Here is an 18,900-nt window from a genome sequence, read left to right on the forward strand (position 1 = left end):
GGGGAGTCGATAGACTCTGGTTCGTGGCTGGCATGTCACAAACCGGCAGGAAGGCTTCCCATGCGCGCGCTTGTCATCTCTCCCGAGAGCATCACCCGGATCAGTCTCGCCGAGGTCGAGGACCCTCGGCCCCTCCCCAACGAAGCGCTTGTCTGCGTCCACGCAACCTCCTTGAACCGCGGTGAATTGCGCCTGCTCACCATACGCCCGGAAGGCGGGATACCTGGCCAGGACGTGGTTGGAGTAATCAAGCGGGCGGCAGCCGATGGCTCCGGGCCTGCCGTCGGCGCCCGGGTTGTGGCTTTGGTCGACGAGGCCGGCTGGGCCGAACAGGTCGCCGTTCCGACCGACCGCCTCGCCGTCATCCCGGACGAGGTCAGCTTCGGGTCCGCCGCCACGCTTCCGGTCGCGGGCACGACGGCTCTCAGGGTCTTGCGCCATGGCGGCGACCTCGCGGGACAGCAGGTGTTGATCACCGGCGCCAGCGGCGCGGTCGGCCGTTTCCAGATCCAGATCGCCCGCGAGCAAGGCGCCGCGGTGATTGCAATCGCCGCCGCCCGGCACGCCGAGGATCTCCGCGGTCTTGGTGCTCACGAGGTCGTCGAGTCGATCGAACTGGCCGAAGGGCCATTCTCTCTGATCACCGAGTCGGTCGGCGGCCAAAGCCTCGCCCATGCCATCGACCGCGTCGCCCCCGGCGGCACCATCGTCATGTTCGGTTCGAGCAGCAGCGAACTCACGCCGGTTGGCTTCAGACAGTTCGTTCCGGGCCATGAGGGAGCGAGGCTTCAGACTTTCGCCTACTACACATCCGGTCCAGCCATTGGCGCGGACATCGCCTCGCTGCTCGCTCTGGTCGCGGCTGGCCGGCTGGAAACCCGTGTGTCCATGACCGTGCCGTGGACAGACATCGCCCAGGCTCTGGACGCCCTGCGACAGCGCAGCTTCAGCGGCAAGGCTGTTCTCACCATCGCCGAATGAGCAGTCTGTCAGTGCTCAGACGTGCTGGCCGCCATTGATGTGGATTTCCGAGCCCGTCACATAGGACGCCTGCTGCGAGCACAGGAAGAAGATGATGTCGGCGACTTCCGAGGTGGCGCCAAGGCGCCTGAGTGGGATCGTCTCGACGATCTTGTCGGTGCCAGGCGACAGGATCGCGGTGTCGATCTCGCCCGGCGCAATCGCATTGACGCGGATGCCGTGCGGGCCGAAATCATGCGCCATCTCGCGCGTCAGCGAGCCGAGCGCCGCCTTCGAGGTCGCATAGGCGGTGCCGGCGAAAGGATGCACGCGCGTGCCGGCGATCGAGGTGACGTTGACGATCGAACCTTTCGCTGCAGCAAGCTCCTTGAAGAGGCCCCGCGCGAGCATGATCGGCGCGAAGAAATTCACCTGGAACACATCGCGCCAGACATGCATCGGCGTGTCGATCGAATCCATGCGGCTGTTGCCGTCCTTGAGCTTCGGCGAAATGCCGGCATTGTTGACCAGCGCGTGCAGTTGCCCGCCATGCGCTTCCAGCCGGTGACGGATCTCCGAGACGGCGATGCCGACATCCTCCTGGTCGGCGAGATCGACCTTGATGTGGTCCTCTGGGCCGGCCGGCCACGGGCAATCCTCGGCAAAAGCCTGGCGCGAACAGGTGATGACCCGCCAGCCCTCACGCGAAAAGCGCTTGACCGTGGCATGGCCGATGCCGCGGCTGGCTCCGGTCAGCACGATGGTTTTTCTGGTGTCGGTCTCAGCCATGTCTGTCACTCCGGCCGGAGATGTAGCCGAATGCGGCGGAGGTGGCGAGAGGCCGAATTGTCAACTCAGCTCTCATATGAGGAACGGATTGCCAGCTCGCCATTGGTTTGAAGCCAGAATGACGAGCCGCTCAGCCGCCGCCGAGAATATCCAGGATTGAGGTTTTCCGCTTCTTGGCCGGGCCGCCGACGCTGCCCGGCGGTACCGGGTGCTTGATCGAGGCCGTGGTGCCGCCGTCGCCCGGCATGTCGAAGCCGTCGGCATCGACCGTTTCGGCCGGACGGCGGACCGGTGCTTGTGCGGGTACAGCAGCAGGTGCCGGCGCGGCAGCAGGCTCCGAACGGCTGACGGCCACGGCAGGCAACGGCGCCGCCTGATTGTTATCGACTGACGGAATATCGTCGGGCACGATGGTGTCGGGCGGCGTCGATTTCCAGGTCCCGGGCAGCGGCCTGACCGGCACGCCTTCATGCGCCGCCACCATGAATTCGTGCCAGGCCTGTGCCGGCAGCGCGCCACCGGTGACCTTCTTCATCGGCGTGCCGTCATCATTGCCGAACCATACGCCGGTGGTGAGGTTTGCGGTGTAACCGACGAACCAGGCGTCGCGCGAATTCTGGCTGGTTCCGGTCTTGCCGGCAGACGGCCAGGCGAAGGCCGCCTTCTTCGCCGTGCCGATCTCGACCGTGCCGGTCATCATCGAGTTCATCATGCCGACAATGTTCTGCTTGACGACGCGCGGCGCGCTGCCGCCATTGTCGTCATAGAGCACCTTGCCTTCGGTCGTGGTGATGCGGCGGATGAAATGGATGTCGGGCTTGTAGCCGCCATTGGCGAACGGCACATAGGCCGATGTCAGCTCCAGCGGCGTCACCTCCGAAGTGCCGAGCGCGATCGAGGTGTTGGCGATCAGATCGGACTGAATGCCCATACGGTGCGCCGCCTCGACCACGGCGTCGGGCCCGACTTCCATGGTCAGCTGTGCGGCGACGGAATTCAGCGACTTCGCCAAAGCGGTCGCCAACGTCACCTTGCCGAAATACTTGCCGCCGTAATTGTCCGGTGTCCACTTGCCGATCTTGATCGGTGCGTCGTTGCGCACGCTGTCGGGCGTGCGGCCGGCTTCCAGCGCGGCCATATAGACGAACGGCTTGAACGCCGAGCCCGGCTGGCGGCGTGCTTCGGAGGCGCGGTCGAACTGGCTGGTCGAATAGTCGTAGCCGCCGACCATGGCGCGCACGGCGCCGGAATTGTCGATCGAGACCAGCGCGCCTTGGCTGACATTGAGCTTCTTGCCGCTCTCGTCGATCAGCCGGCGGATCGACTGTTCGGCGAGCTTCTGCAGGTTGAGGTCGACGGTGGTGTCGACGACGATGTCGCTGCGCACGTCACCAATCAAATCGGGCAATTCTTCCATGATGGTGTCGGCGACATAGTTTTCCGAGCCGGTCCAATAGGATGGCGCGCGCGTTGCCGGCGCGCTCATCGCCGAGGCCAGTTCCTTGGCGCTGATCTTGCCTTCGTCGCGCATGGCGGCCAGCACCAGTTGCGAGCGCTCCTCCGCCGCCTTCGGATCCCGCGCCGGCGACAGTCGCGACGGCGCCTTCAAGAGGCCGGCGAGAAGGGCCGCCTCCGACAGAGTGACATCGCGCGCGCTCTTGCCGAAATAGCGACGCGAGGCCGCCTCGACGCCATAGGCGCCGGAGCCGAAATAAACCCGGTTGAGGTACATTTCGAGGATCTGGTCCTTGGTATGCTTGTGCTCCAGCCAGAGCGACAGCAGCACTTCCTGCACCTTGCGCTCCAGCGTGCGGTCGGGCTTCAGGAACAGGTTCTTGGCCAGCTGCTGGGTCAGCGTCGAGCCGCCCTGCGAGAAACGCCGGCCCAGAACATTGGTCACCATGGCGCGCGACAGGCCGATCGGGTCGATGCCGAAATGCGAATAGAAGCGGCGATCCTCGATGGCGATGACGGCTTCCGGAATGTAGGGCGACATTTCGTGCAGGCCGACCGCCTCCCCGCCGCTCATGCCGCGGTTGGCAAGCAGTTGCCCGTCGACCGAGACGATCTTGATGTTGGGCGCGCGGTCGGGGATCGACCAGGTGGTGGCCGCCGGCATCTTGGCGCCGTAATAGATGACAATGCCGGCCACCGCGATGCCGCCCCAGATGCAGAGCACGAAGCACCAGTAGAACATCCGCGCCATCACGCCGAACAGCCCGCGCCGGGGTTTGCCGCGCTTGCCGCGTGACGATGATTTTGCCTTGGAGGTTTTGCGCGCCGAAGATGATTTGCGATTGGCCGGCACGACCCGATCCTCCTCGTTCACCGAAAAACCGGCCGCGGATTTCGCCTTTGGCGATCCCTCGAAGCTGGGTTCGACGCGACTGTCTCTGCGGTTCGCCATGCGTTGCGCTGTCTTCCCGGTATCAATGGCGCTCGGGTTGGAGGGTAGATGCGGCGGTTTAAGGGCGCGTTAAAGCAGGGTTTATGCACCCTTCTGAAATTCCTTAAGAATTTCTAAAATCCGCTGCCGCTGGCTAACAGGCGTCGGCAACGCGGTACTTTGGCGGGTGCCCGAGATCACTGTTCAAACAGTTTGACGGATCTTGTCTCGCAACGCGGCGGCGACAAAGGCCGATCGGGTGACCCCCAACCGATTGGCTGTTTCGTCAGCCTCGGCGAGCAAACCGGCATCCAACGAGATATTGGCCCGGGCCGGACGGCCGGCATCTCGGATCAAGGGCACGGACATCAAGATAGCGCCAGCGGCGAGCGCTGCTCGAACCTCAGCATCTTCTAAAAGCGCCTCGACTTTGCGAGGAGTGGGGATTTTACGGCCGTCCGCGATTTCTTCAGCCACCCATTCGGCCAACGCGGCCATAGCGTCCTTTACAGCCTCGTCCCGGCTTTCCGACTGCGCGACGCAGCCAGGAGCATCGGGAAACGAGACGCCGACAAAGCCGTCGGCAGCATCCACGAGTGCGACATAGCGAGACATATCTAACAGCTTTCCTTATTCCGACTTTATGTCCATTAGGCTTCGGAACGCGATGAGGTCGGTTTATTCCCAGCCTGCCGCCTTGGCTATAGACCGAGCTACCAACGGCGTCAGAGTCTTGTGGCGAGGAACCATGATCGTCGGCATGCCGTCTTTTTTGTACTTGTCATGCTTCGTGCCGCCGACGTTCTTCCAGCCTTCCCTCTCGAGCCGGGCCTTGACTTTGGCGGTGTTGGTTTCGTTCATTTCTCGGCTCAAATCTATGTGCAAATTTTTGCACATAGTGGAAACGAAAGTCAATCACGATGTGCAAATATTTGCACAAGGAAACTCCCAATCGCCGTAAAATGCCTGGATGACAAATCAGCGCCACCCGCAGGCGGACATCATCAATTCTGCTGGATCGAAATGCCTTTGTCGTCGATCTTCAGCTCCACGCCCTTTGGCTTGGTCTGCTCGTGATAGACATAGATACCTAGCGCAATGACCACGACCAAGAGCGCGCCGATGAGGAGATAGAGGGTGTTCTGTTTCATGGCGCGCTCCGTTTCGTATCGAGCGTCACGCTCGCTTCAAGACCTTGACCAGCACCAGCAGGATGACAGCGCCGATCGTGGCGTTGATGATGGCAGCCAGAATGCCGCCGCCGATTGCGAAGCCCAGCCTTGGAAACAGCCAGCCGGCGATCAGGGCGCCGATAATGCCGACGACGATGTTGCCGATGAGGCCGAAGCCGAAGCCCGAGACGATGAGGCCGGCGAGCCAGCCGGCAATGGCGCCGATGATGATGAAGATGAGAAGGCTTTCGATGCCCATGACGCGTTCCTCCAGGAAGAGAGGCTACGGAGCGGAAGGCCCCGAATCGGCCTCGATATCAACGACTTCAGGCTATGCGAAAGCAGTTGCACCCGCCAGGACGCTCATTGGTCGTCGTCATCGTCGCTGGAGACTGGCCGCCAGCTGGTCGGGTCGACCTTTTTCTGGGTATCGCTGTCGGTGTAGACCCACCAGGCGCCGTCGCGATATTGCCCGACGGATTCGCTGACGACGCCGGCGCCGTCCTTCCACAGGACAGTGACCTTGGATCCATCCGTCGGGGCGGTCGCTATCGGTTTGCGGTCTGCCACGTCATCCCCCTCATTGAGTCGACAGAACGCCACGACGCGTGTCTGGTTGCAAGGCTGCCGGAAGCGTTATCCGAAGGCCATCAGCTGTGGGCAAAAATATCCTCTTCGTCCCAACCCATCAAATCGAGCTTGGCACGCGTCGGCAGGAAGCGGAAGCAGGCGTCGGCTTCCTTGGTGCGCCCGTCCCGCGCCAGGCGTCCAGCCAGCACCTCGCGCAGACGGTGCAGATAGAGAACGTCGGAAGCGGCATATTCGAGCTGTTCGGGCGACAGGGTCTCGGCCGCCCAGTCCGACGATTGCTGCGCCTTCGACAGGCCGACGCCGAGCAGTTCGAAGCAGATGTCCTTCAGCCCGTGCCGGTCGGTATAGGTGCGGGTCAGCCGCGAGGCGATCTTGGTGCAGAACACCGGCTCGGGCATCACCCCAAATGCATTGTACAGCACGGCGAGGTCGAAACGGCCGTAATGGAAAAGCTTGGTGATGCCGCGGTTGCGCAGCAGGCTGACGAGGTTCGGCGCTTTCTTCTGGCCGGGCGCGATCTGGATCACGTCGGCCGAGCCATCGCCGGGCGAGATCTGCACCACGCAAAGCCGGTCGCGGTGCGGGTTCAACCCCAGCGTCTCGGTATCGATGGCCACCGCGTCGACATTGTAGTGGGCGAGGTCGGGCAGATCGTTCTTGTGGAAGCGGATGTCGGGCATAGTTGTCTCCGGATCGCGGCGTAACTCGTCCTCGCCGCGATCCGCTGAAAAATCAACAAGAAAACTTCCCAGCCTCCTCAGCGCGTCAGCGCATCGAGAATGCGCGCCCAGGAGCGCTGGCCCTTGTGGAAGGAGGTCAGCTCGTATTTCTCGTTGGGCGAGTGGATGCGGTCGTCGTCGAGCCCGAACCCGACCAGCAGCGATTCCATGCCGAGATAGGTCTGGAAGTCGCCGACCACCGGTATCGAGCCTCCGCTGCCGGTCGTCACCGCTGGCTTCGGCCATTCATCCGACAGCGCAGTCTTGGCCTTGGCCAGGAATGGCGAGTCGTAGGAAAGCTGAATTGCCGGCCCGCCGCCATGCGGGTGGAATTCGACCGAACAGTCCCTGGGAATGCGCGCCTTGACGAATTCCCGGAACGCGGCGCGGATCTTCTCGGGGTCCTGCTTGTGGACGAGGCGGAAGGAGATTTTCGACGACGCTTCCGCCGCGATCACCGTCTTGAACCCCTTGCCGGTGTAGCCGCCGATGATGCCGTTGAACTCGGCCGTCGGCCGCGCCCAGGTCAGTTCCATCACCGAGCGGCCTTTTTCGCCCGACGGGATCGAGAGGCCGATCGGTCCGAGGAAGGTTTCGGCGGTCTCGCCCAGAGTTTCCCATGATTTCAGGATCTGCGACGGCGTTTCCTCGACCCCGTCATAGAAGCCGGGAATGGTGATGTGGCCGTTCTCGTCATGGATGTCGGCGAGGATTTTCGCCAGGATGCGGATCGGGTTGGCGGCGGCGCCGCCATAGAGGCCCGAATGCAGGTCGCGATCGGCGGCCTTGACGGTGACCTCCTCGCCGACCATTCCGCGCAGCGAAACGCAGATCGACGGCGTTTCGCGGTCCCACATGCCGGTGTCGCAGACCAGAGCGAAATCGGCCTTGAGCTCATCGGCATTGGCCTCGAGGAACGGCTTCAGCGACGGCGAACCGGACTCCTCCTCGCCCTCGAACAGGATGGTGATGCGGCAGGGCAGATTGCCATGCACCTGCTTCCAGGCGCGGCAGGCCTCGACGAAGGTCATCAGCTGCCCCTTGTCGTCGGCCGAGCCACGGCCGGTGATTACCTTGTGACCGGGCTCGATCTCCTTGACCGCCGGCGCAAACGGGTCGTTCTCCCAAAGCTCGATCGGATCGACCGGCTGCACGTCGTAATGGCCATAAAACAGCACATGCGGCGAACCGGCGGGGCCTTCATGGTGCGCAACCACCATCGGGTGTCCCGGCGTGTCGCGCACCGAAGCGTCGAAGCCGATCAGCTTGAGGTCCGCCACCAGCCATTCGGCGGCCTTGCGGCAGTCGGCGGTATAGTCTGAATCGGTGGAGATCGACTTGATGCGGAGCAGGCCGAACAGGCGCTCCAGGCTCTGGTCGAGATTTTTGTCGAGACGGTCGAGGACGGAGGAAATGGTGGACATTACTGCGGGCCTTTCTTTTCGGTGCCGGGACCGTAAAGGCAGCGCATCAAAACGAAAAGCCCGCGATCGTTGGACCACGGACCGTAAACACTTGTCAGAAGGCAAAAAAGAACCGCCGTGGTGGAGGGGAACCACGGCGGTCTTTTACTCGAAACGATGCGGCAGCCCGGAGAGGGGGGATAGGCTGCCGCAATTGTCCGGGATAGGCGGGGGACGGGCCTTGCTCCGGACTCGGCGAAAACTGCCGATGACCTTTATTTGTGTCTCGGATCGTGGCGTTTCAAGGGCACAAAAATTACACTTTTGTAACATAGCCGTGAGCGCCGAGGCAAACAGCAGCAGGACCTATCGGCAGGCAGGCTCTGTCAGCATGTCGCCGCAACACCTGTTGGAAGCCCGCCTTTGCCATGGACCGCGCCGTCCTGCCGCGCTATCCCTGCCGGCATGAAAAAAGGCGACCATCTCTTCCTTATCGACGGCTCCGGCTACATCTTTCGCGCCTATCATGCGCTGCCGCCGCTGACCCGCAAATCCGATGGGCTGCCGGTCGGCGCGGTCTCCGGCTTCTGCAACATGTTGTGGAAGCTGATGCAGGACGCCCGCAACACCGATGTAGGCATCGTGCCGACGCATTTAGCGGTCATTTTCGATTATTCGTCGAAAACCTTCCGCAATGATCTTTACCCGGAATACAAGGCCAACCGCAACGCACCGCCCGAAGACCTGATCCCGCAATTCGGTCTGATCCGCCAGGCAACCGTGGCCTTCAACCTGCCTTGCATCGAGATCGAAGGCTACGAGGCCGACGACCTCATCGCCACTTATGCCAGGCTGGCGTGCGAGGCCGGCGGCGACACCACTATCATCTCCTCTGACAAGGATCTGATGCAGCTGGTCGGACCCACGGTCGGCATGTACGACCCGATGAAGGACCGCCAGATCGGCATCCCCGAAGTCATCGAGAAATGGGGCGTGCCGCCGGAAAAGATGATAGACCTGCAGGCGCTGACCGGCGACTCCGTCGACAATGTGCCGGGCGTACCCGGCATCGGGCCGAAAACGGCGGCGCAGCTTCTGGAACAGTTCGGCGACCTTGACGGGCTGCTCGCCCGGGCCAGCGAGATCAAGCAGGACAAGAGGCGCGAATCCATCATCGCCAATGCCGACAAGGCGCGCATATCGCGCCAGCTGGTGACGCTGAAGAACGACGTGCCGGTGACCGACGGGCTCGACGATTTCGTGCTGCATGCGCCGGATGGGCCGAAGCTGATCGGCTTTCTCAAAACCATGGAATTCACCTCGCTGACCCGCCGTGTGGCCGAGGCGACCAGCACCGAAGCCGGCGATGTGCAGGCTGTCGCCGTCACCGTCGAGCGCGCCGACACCGCGCACGGCCCCGATGTCGGCTCCGGCACACCGGTGCCTGCGGCAACACAGGATGAAGCCAAATCCGAAACCGCAAGGGCCGGGGACGCGCCTTCGCTGCTTGCCGCACTTCGCCTGGAAACGGCCGCCGCGGCCAAAATCGATCCTGCCGCCTATGTCGCCATCCGCGACACGGCAACGCTCAAGACCTGGCTGGCCCAAGCCAAGAAGACCGGAACCGTCGCCTTCGACACCGAAACCACGTCTTCCGATCCGATGCTGGCCGACCTCATCGGTTTCTCCCTGGCGATCGGCCCCGGCCGCGCCGCCTATGTGCCGCTCGCCCACAAGAGCGGCGCCGGCGACCTGCTCGGCGGCGGCACGCTGGAGAACCAGATTCCGGTCCGCGAGGCGCTGGCGCTGCTGAAGCCGTTGCTGGAAGACAAATCGGTGCTCAAGATCGCCCAGGACGCCAAATACGACATCGTCGTCATGAGCCGCCACGGCATCGATATCGCACCCTTCGACGACACGATGTTGATTTCCTATGTGCTCGACGCCGGCACCGGCCACCACACTTTGTCCTCGCTTGCCGACAAATGGCTCGGCCATGCCACGACGCCGCTCAAGGATCTCGCCGGTTCCGGCAGAAGCTCGGTCGGGTTCGAGCAGGTCGACATCGACCGGGCGACCGCCTACGCCGCCGGCCATGCCGACGTAGCGCTGCGGCTATGGCAGGTGCTGAAGCCGCGACTTGCCGCCAAGGGCCTGGTTTCGGTCTATGAGCGGCTGGAACGGCCGCTGGTGCCGGTGCTGGCGCGGATGGAACAGCGCGGCATCTCGGTCGACCGCCAGATCCTGTCGCGGCTCTCCGGCGAGCTGGCGCAAGGCGCTGCACGGCTGGAGGAGGAGATCTACGGCCTTGTCGGCGAGCGCATCAACATCGGGTCGCCAAAGCAACTCGGCGACATCCTGTTCGGCCGCATGGGCCTGCCCGGCGGCTCCAAGACCAAGACCGGGCAATGGTCGACCTCCGCGCAGCTTCTGGAAGACCTCGCCGCCGAAGGCCACGAACTGCCGCGCAAGATCGTCGACTGGCGCCAGCTGACCAAGCTGAAATCGACCTACACCGACGCGCTGCCCGGCTTCATCCATCCCGACACCAGGCGCGTGCACACATCGTATGCGCTGGCCGCAACGACGACGGGCCGGCTGTCCTCCTCCGATCCCAATCTGCAGAACATCCCGGTGCGCACCGCGGAGGGACGCAAGATCAGGACGGCCTTCATCGCCGACAAGGGCCAGAAACTGGTCTCGGCCGACTACAGCCAGATCGAACTGCGCGTGCTTGCCCACGTCGCCGAGATCCCGCAGTTGAAGCAGGCCTTCGCCAATGGCGCCGACATCCACGCCATCACCGCCTCGGAAATGTTCAACGTGCCGGTCGAAGGCATGCCTTCCGAAGTGCGCCGCCGCGCCAAGGCGATCAATTTCGGCATCATCTACGGCATCTCGGCCTTTGGGCTGGCCAACCAGCTGTCGATCCCGCGCGAGGAGGCCGGCGCCTACATCAAGAAATACTTCGAGCGTTTCCCCGGCATCCGCGACTATATCGAGGCAACAAAAGCCTATGCCCGCGAGCATGGCTTCGTCGAAACCATCTTCGGCCGCCGCATCCACTATCCTGAGATCCGGTCGTCAAACCCGTCGATCCGTGCCTTCAACGAGCGCGCCTCGATCAACGCCAGGCTGCAAGGCACCGCTGCCGATATCATCCGCCGCGCCATGGTGCATATGGACGAGGCGCTGGAAAAGGCCGGCCTGTCCGCCCGCATGCTCTTGCAGGTGCATGACGAATTGATCTTCGAGACGGTTGAAGCGGAAGTCGAGGCGACGATCCCCGTGGTGCGCAGGGTGATGGAGAACGCGCCGATGCCGGCCATCTCGATGTCGGTGCCGCTGCATGTCGATGCCCGCGCAGCGAACAACTGGGACGAGGCGCATTAGCGCCGGATACGCCGCGATCCTTCACACCCCCCTCTGCCCTGCCGGGCATCTCCCCCGCAAGGGGGGAGATCAGCCGCCACTTCCGGTTTCGCCAATCTCCGACGTTGCTGCAATGGGCGCAGCGCTTGAACTGCCAATCTCCCCCCTTGCGGGGGAGATGTCCGGCAGGACAGAGGGGGTGCTGTCCCGCCAGCGTCGAAACGTTAGGCAGCCTCAGCCAGGCACTTGGCACACGTCCCTCGAAACTCGATCACCGCCTTCTTCGCAGCAAACCCGGTCGAGCGCACCCATTCGTCCAGCCGATGGTCGACGTCATGGTCGGACATCTCCATCACCTGCCCGCATGTGTCGCAGATAGCGAAGGCTGTCATCGAATGCGTATGGTCGTGCGGTTCGGCGCAGGCGACGAAGGAGTTGAGGCTTTCCAACCGGTGCACGAAGCCTGACTTCACCAGGCTGTCGAGCGCCCGGTAAACCTGTAGCGGCGCGCGGAAACCGCGCTCGCGCAGCTGGTCGAGAAGCGTATAGGCGCTGAGCGGTCCGCTGGCGGCCTCGAGCTTTTCGAGCACGCTCAGCTGATTCTTCGTCAGCACATCCCTTGCCGCCATGATCCCGTTTTCCGATCGTTTAGAGCATGATGCCGAAAAGTGTGGAGCGGTTCTCGGACGACATCGTTCCATCTGTTTGATCCAGCGCCGCTCGCAAATCATTTCTGCCATGCGACGGTCTCAATTCTCTTGAGATAGCGATGAAGCAGGCTTTTTGCCACTGTTTCCGTTATCGCCATCGACACCATGACCACCACCGCCGATTGACGGCACCGACCACATTCAAAATACTGACAAAATTCGCGACGAAAGCTGCCGCACTTGCAAATTCGATCGGGCTTGGGGAAGCAATTATGATCAAACTGACACGACGGACGCTGCTCGTCGGCACGTCGGCGCTTGTGGCTGCCGGTACGGTTTCGTTCCGCGCTCTCGCCGCCTCGCGCACCTATCACGCGCTGCTGGTTGCCTGCACCGACTATCCGAACCTGCCGCAGAAGAACTGGCTGATCGGGCCGAAGAACGATGCCGGCCTGGTGCGCGACTATCTCCTGAAGAACACGCCCGATCCGGTGAAGTTCTCGGCCGAGAATGTGATCCTGCTCGCCAAGGACGTCGAAGGCGCCAACGGCCCGCCGACGCATGCGGCGATCAAGGCCGCCCTTGCCGACCTCGCCGGCAAGGTGCAACGCGACGATTTCGTCTATCTGCATCTGTCGGGCCACGGCGCCCAGCAGCCGCAAGCCAAGGCCGGTGACGAGACCGACGGCCTCGACGAGATTTTCCTGCCGTCCGATATCGACAAATGGATCAACCGCGAAGAGGGCGTGCCGAACGCGCTGGTCGACAACGAGGTCGGCGCCGCACTCGACGCCATCCGCGACAAGGGCGCCTTTGTCTGGGTGGTGTTCGACTGCTGCCATTCGGGCACCGCGACGCGCGCCGCGGAAGTCGATGACGAACTGGAGCGCAAGGTCGAGTTCGCCGACCTCGTCGGCGGCGACAACGCGGCGAGAGCAACGGCGGTGAATGCCTATGACGACATCTCGGCAAGCGCATCGCGCGGTTTCGACGAGAATGGCGGCCGCAAGCCGGCCTTCAACCTGACGCCGACCGGCGCAGAGCCGATCGCCAGGGGCAAGCTGGTCGCCTTCTATGCCGCGCAGACGGTCGAGACGACGCCGGAAATGCCGCTGCCCAAGGGCACGCCCGACGCGCCGCGCTTCGGCCTGTTCACCTTCACCATCCTGTCGAAATTGGCCGAGAACCCCAACGTCACCTATCGCCAGCTCGGCCAGGCCGTGCTGCAGCAATATTCGGCCGACGGCCGCACAAGGCCGACGCCCCTGTTCGAGGGCGAACTGGACGCCCGCGTGTTCGGCACCGACAAGACCGACGCCGTCATGCAATGGCCGATTGCCGTCAAGGACGGCGATGTCGCGATCGGCGCCGGGCTGCTGCAGGGTCTGACCCCCGGCAGCAAGCTCGCCATTTTGCCTTCGGCGCTGTCGAAGCTCTCCGACGCCGTCGGCTATCTCGAAGTGAAATCGGCAAAAAACCTCGAAAGCCAGCTCGCACCGGTCGAATTCGACGGCAAGCCGGCGCTTGCGCCGACGGCGGTGCCCGCCGGCGCCTATGCGCGCGTTGCCGAACTCGCAGTCGACTACAAGCTGCTGGTGGCAAAGCCGGCGCCGACCGCAGGGCTCGATAAAGAAACCGAGCTGGTCAATTCGGTTCTGGACGAATTGGTGGCGAAGCCGAAGTCCGGCTTCCACATCGCGCTGGTCGAGCCCGGCAAGAGCGCCGATCTGCGGCTTGCGGTGCTGCGCGAAAAATCCATGGACGGCGCTGCCGCCAACGCCAGCGACGAACCGGCGCTGTGGTTCCTGCCGGCGTCCGGCGACATCAGCTTGAAGGACGGCAGCAAGCCGCCGCGCATCGTCATCCATCAGGATGGCCGCGACAAGCTTGCGGAAAACACAGCCAAGAACCTGACCACGATCTTCCGCGCCACCGGCCTGTCGCGGCTCGCCGCGGCGTCCGACTACCGGCCGGACGAGGTCAGCGTCCAGTTCCTGATCAAGCGCCAGGACAGCGATGTGCTGGAGCCGATCGAATCCTCGACGGTGCCGCGCGTTTCGCCGGGCGATCAGGTACACATTGCGGCCAAGAACGAGTCCGACGAGTTCGTCGACATCAACGTGCTCTATATCGGCAGCGACTATTCGATCACCCATATCGTCGCCGAGCGGCTGGCGCCGATCAACGAGCAGGCCGATCAGGGCCTGAAGGAAGGGCTGCTCGCCTTCACCGACACCAGCTTCGGCATGGAGCGCATGATTGCCGTGCTGACCGAGGCGCCGCCGCAGAGCGAGAAAGAGGATCTGAGCTTTCTTGCCCAGGAAGGCGTGCGCGCCGTGACGCGTGCCGCATCGGGAACGCCTGGTTTTTCCGACATGCTGGCCGACATCGGCATGGCGCCGGCGACGCGCTCGGTGATGCGGCTTGCCGACAAGAGCGGTCCCAAAGGCGCGGTGATGATCTTCCCGATGGAGACGGTGCCCCGCGCCTGACCTGACATCGCTTCGCCGGCTCTTGCCGGCGTGATATAGGAACATTCCCGGCTCGCGACACTTCTATGCGCCGCGGCCGGATGCAACAGATGAGGACATCAGTGACTATCCCCGTGCTCTCCTGGCGTGCAGCGACGGTCGGCCTTGCCGGCAGCCTGTTGCTGGTTGCCAGCGCCTCGGCGGACGAGAATTGCGGCCTGTGCGCCAAGCAGATCGTCACCAATTCCGAGCTCGCCACCTGCTTTCTCGACCAGTACGACCAGATCGCCAAGACCGGCAACACGGCCGTTGTCGTCGATCTCTCCAGCTGCGCCTCGCGCGGCGTGGTCGAGCCCTTGCCGTCACCCAGCAAGGCGGCTGCCGAACCGGACGTGCAGTTCATGATTTCGCGCACGCAGCTCGATTGCCTGAAAAAGAAGCTAGAGACACCCGGCATCGTGCTCGATCCCACCGCCATCATCCAACTGGACAGCTGCGGATGAAAAAGCCGGGGGGCACTGCAACGCAGAAATCGCCGGTCACATCGGCGCCTCCGCCGGCCAAGAAGCCGGCGACCTTGCCCGAAACCACCGAAGGCTTTCCGTGGCCGAGCAGTCACGAGATCAAGAAGGAAGCCAACCCGTTCACCGACCGCGACTGGCGCATGCTGATCTATGCCTGGTCGGGTCTCGCCGTGCGCCTGGCGATCGTCTTCACCTTGGGCTTCTCGGTCTTCCAGTTTCTGGCAAACCAGGAACAGAAGCGCGTCGAGCAGACGATGTCGCTGGTCGAGCTCTGGGAAAGCAAGGATTTTCAGCAGGCGCAACGCGCGCTCAAGGAGCGCCTGTCGGCACTCAACGCCAAATACGACAATCTGCTCAGCGCCACGCCGTCGCCGACCGAGGAACAAGTGTTTCGGCAACGCATCGGGATCGAGGCGATGACTGCCGGCGGCGGCACCATGCCGATCGCCGACTTCAACGACAATTTCGATCGCATCGTCTATTTCCTCAATCGTCTCTCGATCTCCGTCGAGGGCAAGCTCTGTTCGCGCGATGTCGCCGATGCCTATTTCCGCGACTATGCGGTGTCGTTCTGGAGCTATTTTGCCGGCTACATCGAAAAAGAACGCAAGGCCGGTTCCGCCAATTATGCCCAGGCGATCGAGAATTATGTGCGTCACGGGTCGCCGCCGCCCGCCGACTCCAAATAGCGGCGCAACAAGGTGCCGGGCAGCTCTCATCCCTTGCGTGCTATCCGGTGGCTAATCCTGGTCGGTCTTCTGGCGTTAACGTCAACCGCCGGTGCCGAGGACCTCGATTTCCGTCTCGATCTCAACACCGGCGGCCACAGCGCCAGGGTCACCGACCTTGCCTTCACGCCGGACGGCGAGGAACTGGTCTCCGCATCTGACGACAAGACCATCCGCATCTGGGACTGGCAGAGCGGGGTGACGCTCCGCACCATCCGCGGCTATCTTGGCAATGGCAATGACGGCAAGGTCTTTGCGATTGCCGTGTCGCCGGATGGCGAGACGATCGCCGCCGGCGGTTATTTCGGCGCCGGCATCGGCGACGAGCCCCCTTATGGCGATGTCAGGCTGTTCGATTTCACCACCGGCAAGATCAAAACCGTGCTCAAGGCCGCTGACTATGCCATCTATGATGTCGCCTTTTCACCCGACGGAAACACGCTCGCCGCCGGCGGTGGCGATGGTTTCGTCTACCTCTGGCGGGCGGACGACAAATCCGCGTCGGGCTGGACGCTGGCGGAAAAACTCGATGCCGATTCCTGGCGTGTGGAAAAGCTCGCCTTCGCCGCTGCGGGAACCCGGCTGGCGGCAGCGACCACCGACAACGGCATAAGGCTCTGGGATGTGGCCAAGGCTGAGGAAATCGCCTTGCCGGCCGAGGCCGAACCGCTGCGGGATGTCGGCGTCGCCGCACTCGCCGTGTCATTGGATGGCAGCCTGTTTGCCACCGGCAGCAAGGACGGTGACGTCCAGCTCTGGCGGGCCAGCGACGGCAAATTCGTCCGCGCCATGCCGAAGCAGGATTTCCAGATCGGCGCTCTGAGCTTCGCCACGGGTTCGCGGCTTGTGGCGTCATGCAGCTATCGCTGCGCCGACAAGCATCGCTCGGCGGTCTGGAATACCGAGAGCGGCGAGCAACTGCTCGACTATAACGGCCATGACGGCACGGTCTTTGCTGGCGCCGGCAATGCCGACGGCTCGCTGGTGGCGACAGCCGGCGGCACCCGCAACGCCATCCAGGTCTGGAACCCCATGACCGGCGAGCGCAAGGCGCTGCTGCAAGGGGTCGGCGAACCGGTGACGGCGATCGGGATCGATGCGGCGAGCAGCTCCATCGCTTGGGGCAACACCAACCCCTGCCCTGAACGCGTGTCCTGTCCCGAGCTGCAGGGCACGCTGGACAAGGTACTGGCACTACCGACGGCCGAGCGGTTCTTCGAGGACCCGGTGGCGTTTGCGGAACAGGGCGCCTATGCCCGCGCGGCACTCGCAGAGGGTGAGTGGTCGCTCCGTGCTGCCCCCGGCGGCAAGGACGGCCTGGAGAATGCCGTGCTCGAAATCGCGAGCGGCGGAAAGGTGATGCACAGCATCGAGAATTCCGCCACCAATGGCTTCGTCCATTCGGCTTACACGCTGATCGGCAATGGGCTTGGCCTGATCACCGGCGGCAGCGACGGCACGCTGTTGGAATATAAAACCGCGACCGCCGAGGTATCGGGTGAATTCACCGGCCACACCGGCGAGATCAACGCCATGGTTGCCGCCGAGAAGGAAGGGCTGTTGGTCACCGGCAGCGCCGACCAGACCGTGCGGCTGTGGAATTTGAAGACACACAAACTGATCGTGTCGATGTTCTTCGCCGGTTCCGAATGGATCGCCTGGATGCCGCAGGGCTACTATTATTCCTCCGCCGACGGCGACAAGTTGATAGGCTGGCACGTCAATCAGGGTCGCGACCACGAAGGGCGTTTCATCAGCGCCGGCCAGCTGAAGAAATATCTCTGGAGCCCGGAAATGGTGCGCCGGGCCATCATCCTGCGCAGCGCCGAACAGGCGGTCCAGGAAATGCGCCCCGGCGTCGACCGCCAGCTGGAAAAGCTGCTCGAGCGCAAACCGCCGGAATTCGGCATCAAGCTTGCCGCCGACCAGAGCAACGTCCGCGAGGGCTATGTCGCCGTCGAGATTTCGGGCGCGCAGGAAGCCGGCGCCGATGTCGCCGGATTTTCGATCCTGTCGAACAGCCGCAATGTCGGCAATGTCACGGCGCGCTCGGCCGATGGCGGCAAGAGCACCATCGTCGAAGTGCCGGTCGAGAATGGCGAAAATACCATTCGCATCACCGGCACCAACGAGTTCGGCTATCTGACCGAGCGCAGTGTCACAGCACTTGGCAGGAAAACCGAAAAGCCCGCCAACAAGGGCAAGCTCTACGTCGCCGTGATCGGCGTCGACAAATATCCTTTCCTCACCGATGCATGCGCCGGCCACGCCTGCGATCTGCGCTATCCCGTCGATGACGCCACCGAATTCCTCAAGGTGATCTCGCAGAAATCCGCGCCCTTGTTTTCGGCGATGGAGACGCTGGTTCTGGTCAACCGCGAAGCGCTGGATGAGGCGCCCGATTCCGGCAAGGACGTGTTCAAGGTCGCCAGCGCCGACACCATCCTGCAACCGGATTCCGACACCATCGACGACCAGCTCGCCGATTTCCTCGACAAACCCGGCGAGAACGACACCACCATCATTTTCGTCGCCGGTCACGGCATCAACATCGACGAAGACTATTATTTCATCCCCACGGACGGCCGCAAACAGGATCCCGACCGCTGGAAGCGCTCCTCGCTGGTCGACTGGGGCGACATCCAGAAATCGGTTGAGCGGGCCAAGGGCATGCGCTTCATGCTGCTCGACACCTGCCACGCCGCCAACGCCTTCAACCCGCGCCTGGAAAAAGACGCGCAGGACGCACGCATCGTCGTCTTCTCGGCCACCGCTGCCAACAACACCGCCGCCGAACTGCCCGAGCTCGGCCATGGCGTCTTCACCTATTCGATCCTCGAAGGCCTGCGCGGCCGGGCCAAGACCTCCGACGGCGGCGTGACGCTGTTCGGCCTCGCCGACTATATTTCGCGCGAAGTGCTGCGGCTGACCGCGTCCAAGCAGAAGCCGTTCTACTATGTCGGCGGCGTGGAGAACATTGTGCTGGCTGAGCCGTGAGAGGTCGGCACCCAGGCACCCCCCTCTGGCCTGCCGGCCATCTCCCCCGCAAGGGGCCCGTTGCGTTATAGGCTTTGGGCGTGGAGAGAGACGGCAAGGGCAAATGCGAGGTGGTTTTCCGGCGCTGGTTTGTGGCCA

At 63.2% G+C, this 18,900-nt stretch carries 16 protein-coding genes; 6 read left to right on the plus strand and 10 right to left on the minus strand.

Going from position 1 to position 18,900, the window contains the following annotated elements; translation table 11 throughout:
• The first annotated feature begins 60 nt into the window (after positions 1 to 60).
• A complete protein-coding gene (locus NKI96_RS04855) occupies positions 61 to 981 on the plus strand; it encodes a zinc-binding dehydrogenase (protein WP_352803143.1) in 921 nt (306 codons plus the stop codon).
• Positions 982 to 996: 15 nt separating this feature from the next.
• Here the strand turns inward: NKI96_RS04855 and NKI96_RS04860 are convergent, their stop codons facing one another.
• The 9 genes from NKI96_RS04860 to NKI96_RS04900 all read right to left on the minus strand — a co-directional run bounded on the left by NKI96_RS04860 (position 997) and on the right by NKI96_RS04900 (position 8,041).
• Complete coding sequence (locus tag NKI96_RS04860; protein WP_023669777.1) at positions 997 to 1,749, minus strand: SDR family NAD(P)-dependent oxidoreductase; 753 nt, start codon at positions 1,747 to 1,749, stop codon at positions 997 to 999.
• 130 nt (positions 1,750 to 1,879) lie between these two features.
• Positions 1,880 to 4,156: a transglycosylase domain-containing protein gene (locus tag NKI96_RS04865; protein ID WP_352803145.1), complete on the minus strand. Its 2,277-nt coding sequence runs from the start codon at positions 4,154 to 4,156 to the stop codon at positions 1,880 to 1,882.
• Between the two features lie 183 nt (positions 4,157 to 4,339).
• Entirely contained in the window at positions 4,340 to 4,750 is a 411-nt protein-coding gene (locus NKI96_RS04870; RefSeq protein ID WP_023669779.1) for a type II toxin-antitoxin system HicB family antitoxin, read from the minus strand.
• 63 nt (positions 4,751 to 4,813) lie between these two features.
• The gene (locus NKI96_RS04875) at positions 4,814 to 4,996 is read right to left on the minus strand and encodes a type II toxin-antitoxin system HicA family toxin (protein WP_023669780.1); all 183 of its coding nucleotides are present in this window, start codon (positions 4,994 to 4,996) and stop codon (positions 4,814 to 4,816) included.
• 143 nt (positions 4,997 to 5,139) lie between these two features.
• On the minus strand, positions 5,140 to 5,286 hold the full coding sequence (locus tag NKI96_RS04880; RefSeq protein WP_023683048.1) for a hypothetical protein: 147 nt from the start codon (positions 5,284 to 5,286) through the stop codon (positions 5,140 to 5,142).
• A gap of 25 nt (positions 5,287 to 5,311) precedes the next feature.
• Complete coding sequence (locus tag NKI96_RS04885; RefSeq protein ID WP_023683047.1) at positions 5,312 to 5,566, minus strand: GlsB/YeaQ/YmgE family stress response membrane protein; 255 nt, start codon at positions 5,564 to 5,566, stop codon at positions 5,312 to 5,314.
• A 104-nt stretch (positions 5,567 to 5,670) separates the two neighbouring features.
• Positions 5,671 to 5,877 (minus strand): hypothetical protein, encoded by a 207-nt coding sequence (locus tag NKI96_RS04890; RefSeq protein ID WP_023683046.1) that lies wholly within the window; start codon positions 5,875 to 5,877, stop codon positions 5,671 to 5,673.
• Positions 5,878 to 5,957: 80 nt separating this feature from the next.
• Positions 5,958 to 6,578, minus strand: coding sequence for a ribonuclease D (locus tag NKI96_RS04895; protein ID WP_023669784.1), 621 nt, complete (start codon positions 6,576 to 6,578; stop codon positions 5,958 to 5,960).
• Between the two features lie 77 nt (positions 6,579 to 6,655).
• Positions 6,656 to 8,041 carry a M20/M25/M40 family metallo-hydrolase gene (locus NKI96_RS04900; protein ID WP_023698187.1) on the minus strand — a complete coding sequence of 462 codons (1,386 nt, stop codon included), beginning with the start codon at positions 8,039 to 8,041 and terminating at the stop codon, positions 6,656 to 6,658.
• Between the two features lie 444 nt (positions 8,042 to 8,485).
• On the opposite strand from NKI96_RS04900, the gene polA reads away from it, so the two are divergent.
• Entirely contained in the window at positions 8,486 to 11,413 is a 2,928-nt protein-coding gene (polA, locus tag NKI96_RS04905; RefSeq protein ID WP_352803162.1) for a DNA polymerase I, read from the plus strand.
• A 203-nt stretch (positions 11,414 to 11,616) separates the two neighbouring features.
• Here polA and NKI96_RS04910 read toward each other — a convergent pair whose 3' ends face one another.
• Positions 11,617 to 12,021: a Fur family transcriptional regulator gene (locus tag NKI96_RS04910; RefSeq protein ID WP_023669789.1), complete on the minus strand. Its 405-nt coding sequence runs from the start codon at positions 12,019 to 12,021 to the stop codon at positions 11,617 to 11,619.
• 293 nt (positions 12,022 to 12,314) lie between these two features.
• Here NKI96_RS04910 and NKI96_RS04915 point away from each other — a divergent pair, with 293 nt between their 5' ends.
• The 4 genes from NKI96_RS04915 to NKI96_RS04930 all read left to right on the plus strand — a co-directional run bounded on the left by NKI96_RS04915 (position 12,315) and on the right by NKI96_RS04930 (position 18,762).
• Positions 12,315 to 14,534: a caspase family protein gene (locus NKI96_RS04915; RefSeq protein WP_352803148.1), complete on the plus strand. Its 2,220-nt coding sequence runs from the start codon at positions 12,315 to 12,317 to the stop codon at positions 14,532 to 14,534.
• Positions 14,535 to 14,623: 89 nt separating this feature from the next.
• Positions 14,624 to 15,016, plus strand: a complete 393-nt coding sequence (locus NKI96_RS04920) for a hypothetical protein (RefSeq protein WP_027049727.1) — start codon at positions 14,624 to 14,626, stop codon at positions 15,014 to 15,016.
• Positions 15,013 to 15,726, plus strand: a complete 714-nt coding sequence (locus NKI96_RS04925) for a DUF4760 domain-containing protein (protein ID WP_352803150.1) — start codon at positions 15,013 to 15,015, stop codon at positions 15,724 to 15,726. Before NKI96_RS04920 ends, NKI96_RS04925 begins: the two co-directional genes overlap by 4 nt.
• 33 nt (positions 15,727 to 15,759) lie before the next feature.
• Positions 15,760 to 18,762, plus strand: coding sequence for a hypothetical protein (locus NKI96_RS04930; protein ID WP_352803153.1), 3,003 nt, complete (start codon positions 15,760 to 15,762; stop codon positions 18,760 to 18,762).
• The last annotated feature ends 138 nt before the right edge of the window (positions 18,763 to 18,900 follow it).

The sequence above is a fragment of the Mesorhizobium sp. M0292 genome (assembly GCF_040321695.1).
GTDB lineage: Bacteria > Pseudomonadota > Alphaproteobacteria > Rhizobiales > Rhizobiaceae > Mesorhizobium.

What these genes read in the sequence shown, in the direction of transcription:
- NKI96_RS04855 (WP_352803143.1), top strand. Translation starts at nt 61, where the DNA reads ATGCGCGCGCTTGTCATCTCTCCCGAGAGCATCACCCGGATCAGTCTC.
- NKI96_RS04860 (WP_023669777.1), bottom strand. Translation starts at nt 1,749, where the DNA reads ATGGCTGAGACCGACACCAGAAAAACCATCGTGCTGACCGGAGCCAGC.
- NKI96_RS04865 (WP_352803145.1), bottom strand. Translation starts at nt 4,156, where the DNA reads ATGGCGAACCGCAGAGACAGTCGCGTCGAACCCAGCTTCGAGGGATCG.
- NKI96_RS04870 (WP_023669779.1), bottom strand. Translation starts at nt 4,750, where the DNA reads ATGTCTCGCTATGTCGCACTCGTGGATGCTGCCGACGGCTTTGTCGGC.
- NKI96_RS04875 (WP_023669780.1), bottom strand. Translation starts at nt 4,996, where the DNA reads ATGAACGAAACCAACACCGCCAAAGTCAAGGCCCGGCTCGAGAGGGAA.
- NKI96_RS04880 (WP_023683048.1), bottom strand. Translation starts at nt 5,286, where the DNA reads ATGAAACAGAACACCCTCTATCTCCTCATCGGCGCGCTCTTGGTCGTG.
- NKI96_RS04885 (WP_023683047.1), bottom strand. Translation starts at nt 5,566, where the DNA reads ATGGGCATCGAAAGCCTTCTCATCTTCATCATCATCGGCGCCATTGCC.
- NKI96_RS04895 (WP_023669784.1), bottom strand. Translation starts at nt 6,578, where the DNA reads ATGCCCGACATCCGCTTCCACAAGAACGATCTGCCCGACCTCGCCCAC.
- NKI96_RS04900 (WP_023698187.1), bottom strand. Translation starts at nt 8,041, where the DNA reads ATGTCCACCATTTCCTCCGTCCTCGACCGTCTCGACAAAAATCTCGAC.
- polA (WP_352803162.1), top strand. Translation starts at nt 8,486, where the DNA reads ATGAAAAAAGGCGACCATCTCTTCCTTATCGACGGCTCCGGCTACATC.
- NKI96_RS04910 (WP_023669789.1), bottom strand. Translation starts at nt 12,021, where the DNA reads ATGGCGGCAAGGGATGTGCTGACGAAGAATCAGCTGAGCGTGCTCGAA.
- NKI96_RS04915 (WP_352803148.1), top strand. Translation starts at nt 12,315, where the DNA reads ATGATCAAACTGACACGACGGACGCTGCTCGTCGGCACGTCGGCGCTT.
- NKI96_RS04920 (WP_027049727.1), top strand. Translation starts at nt 14,624, where the DNA reads ATGAGGACATCAGTGACTATCCCCGTGCTCTCCTGGCGTGCAGCGACG.
- NKI96_RS04925 (WP_352803150.1), top strand. Translation starts at nt 15,013, where the DNA reads ATGAAAAAGCCGGGGGGCACTGCAACGCAGAAATCGCCGGTCACATCG.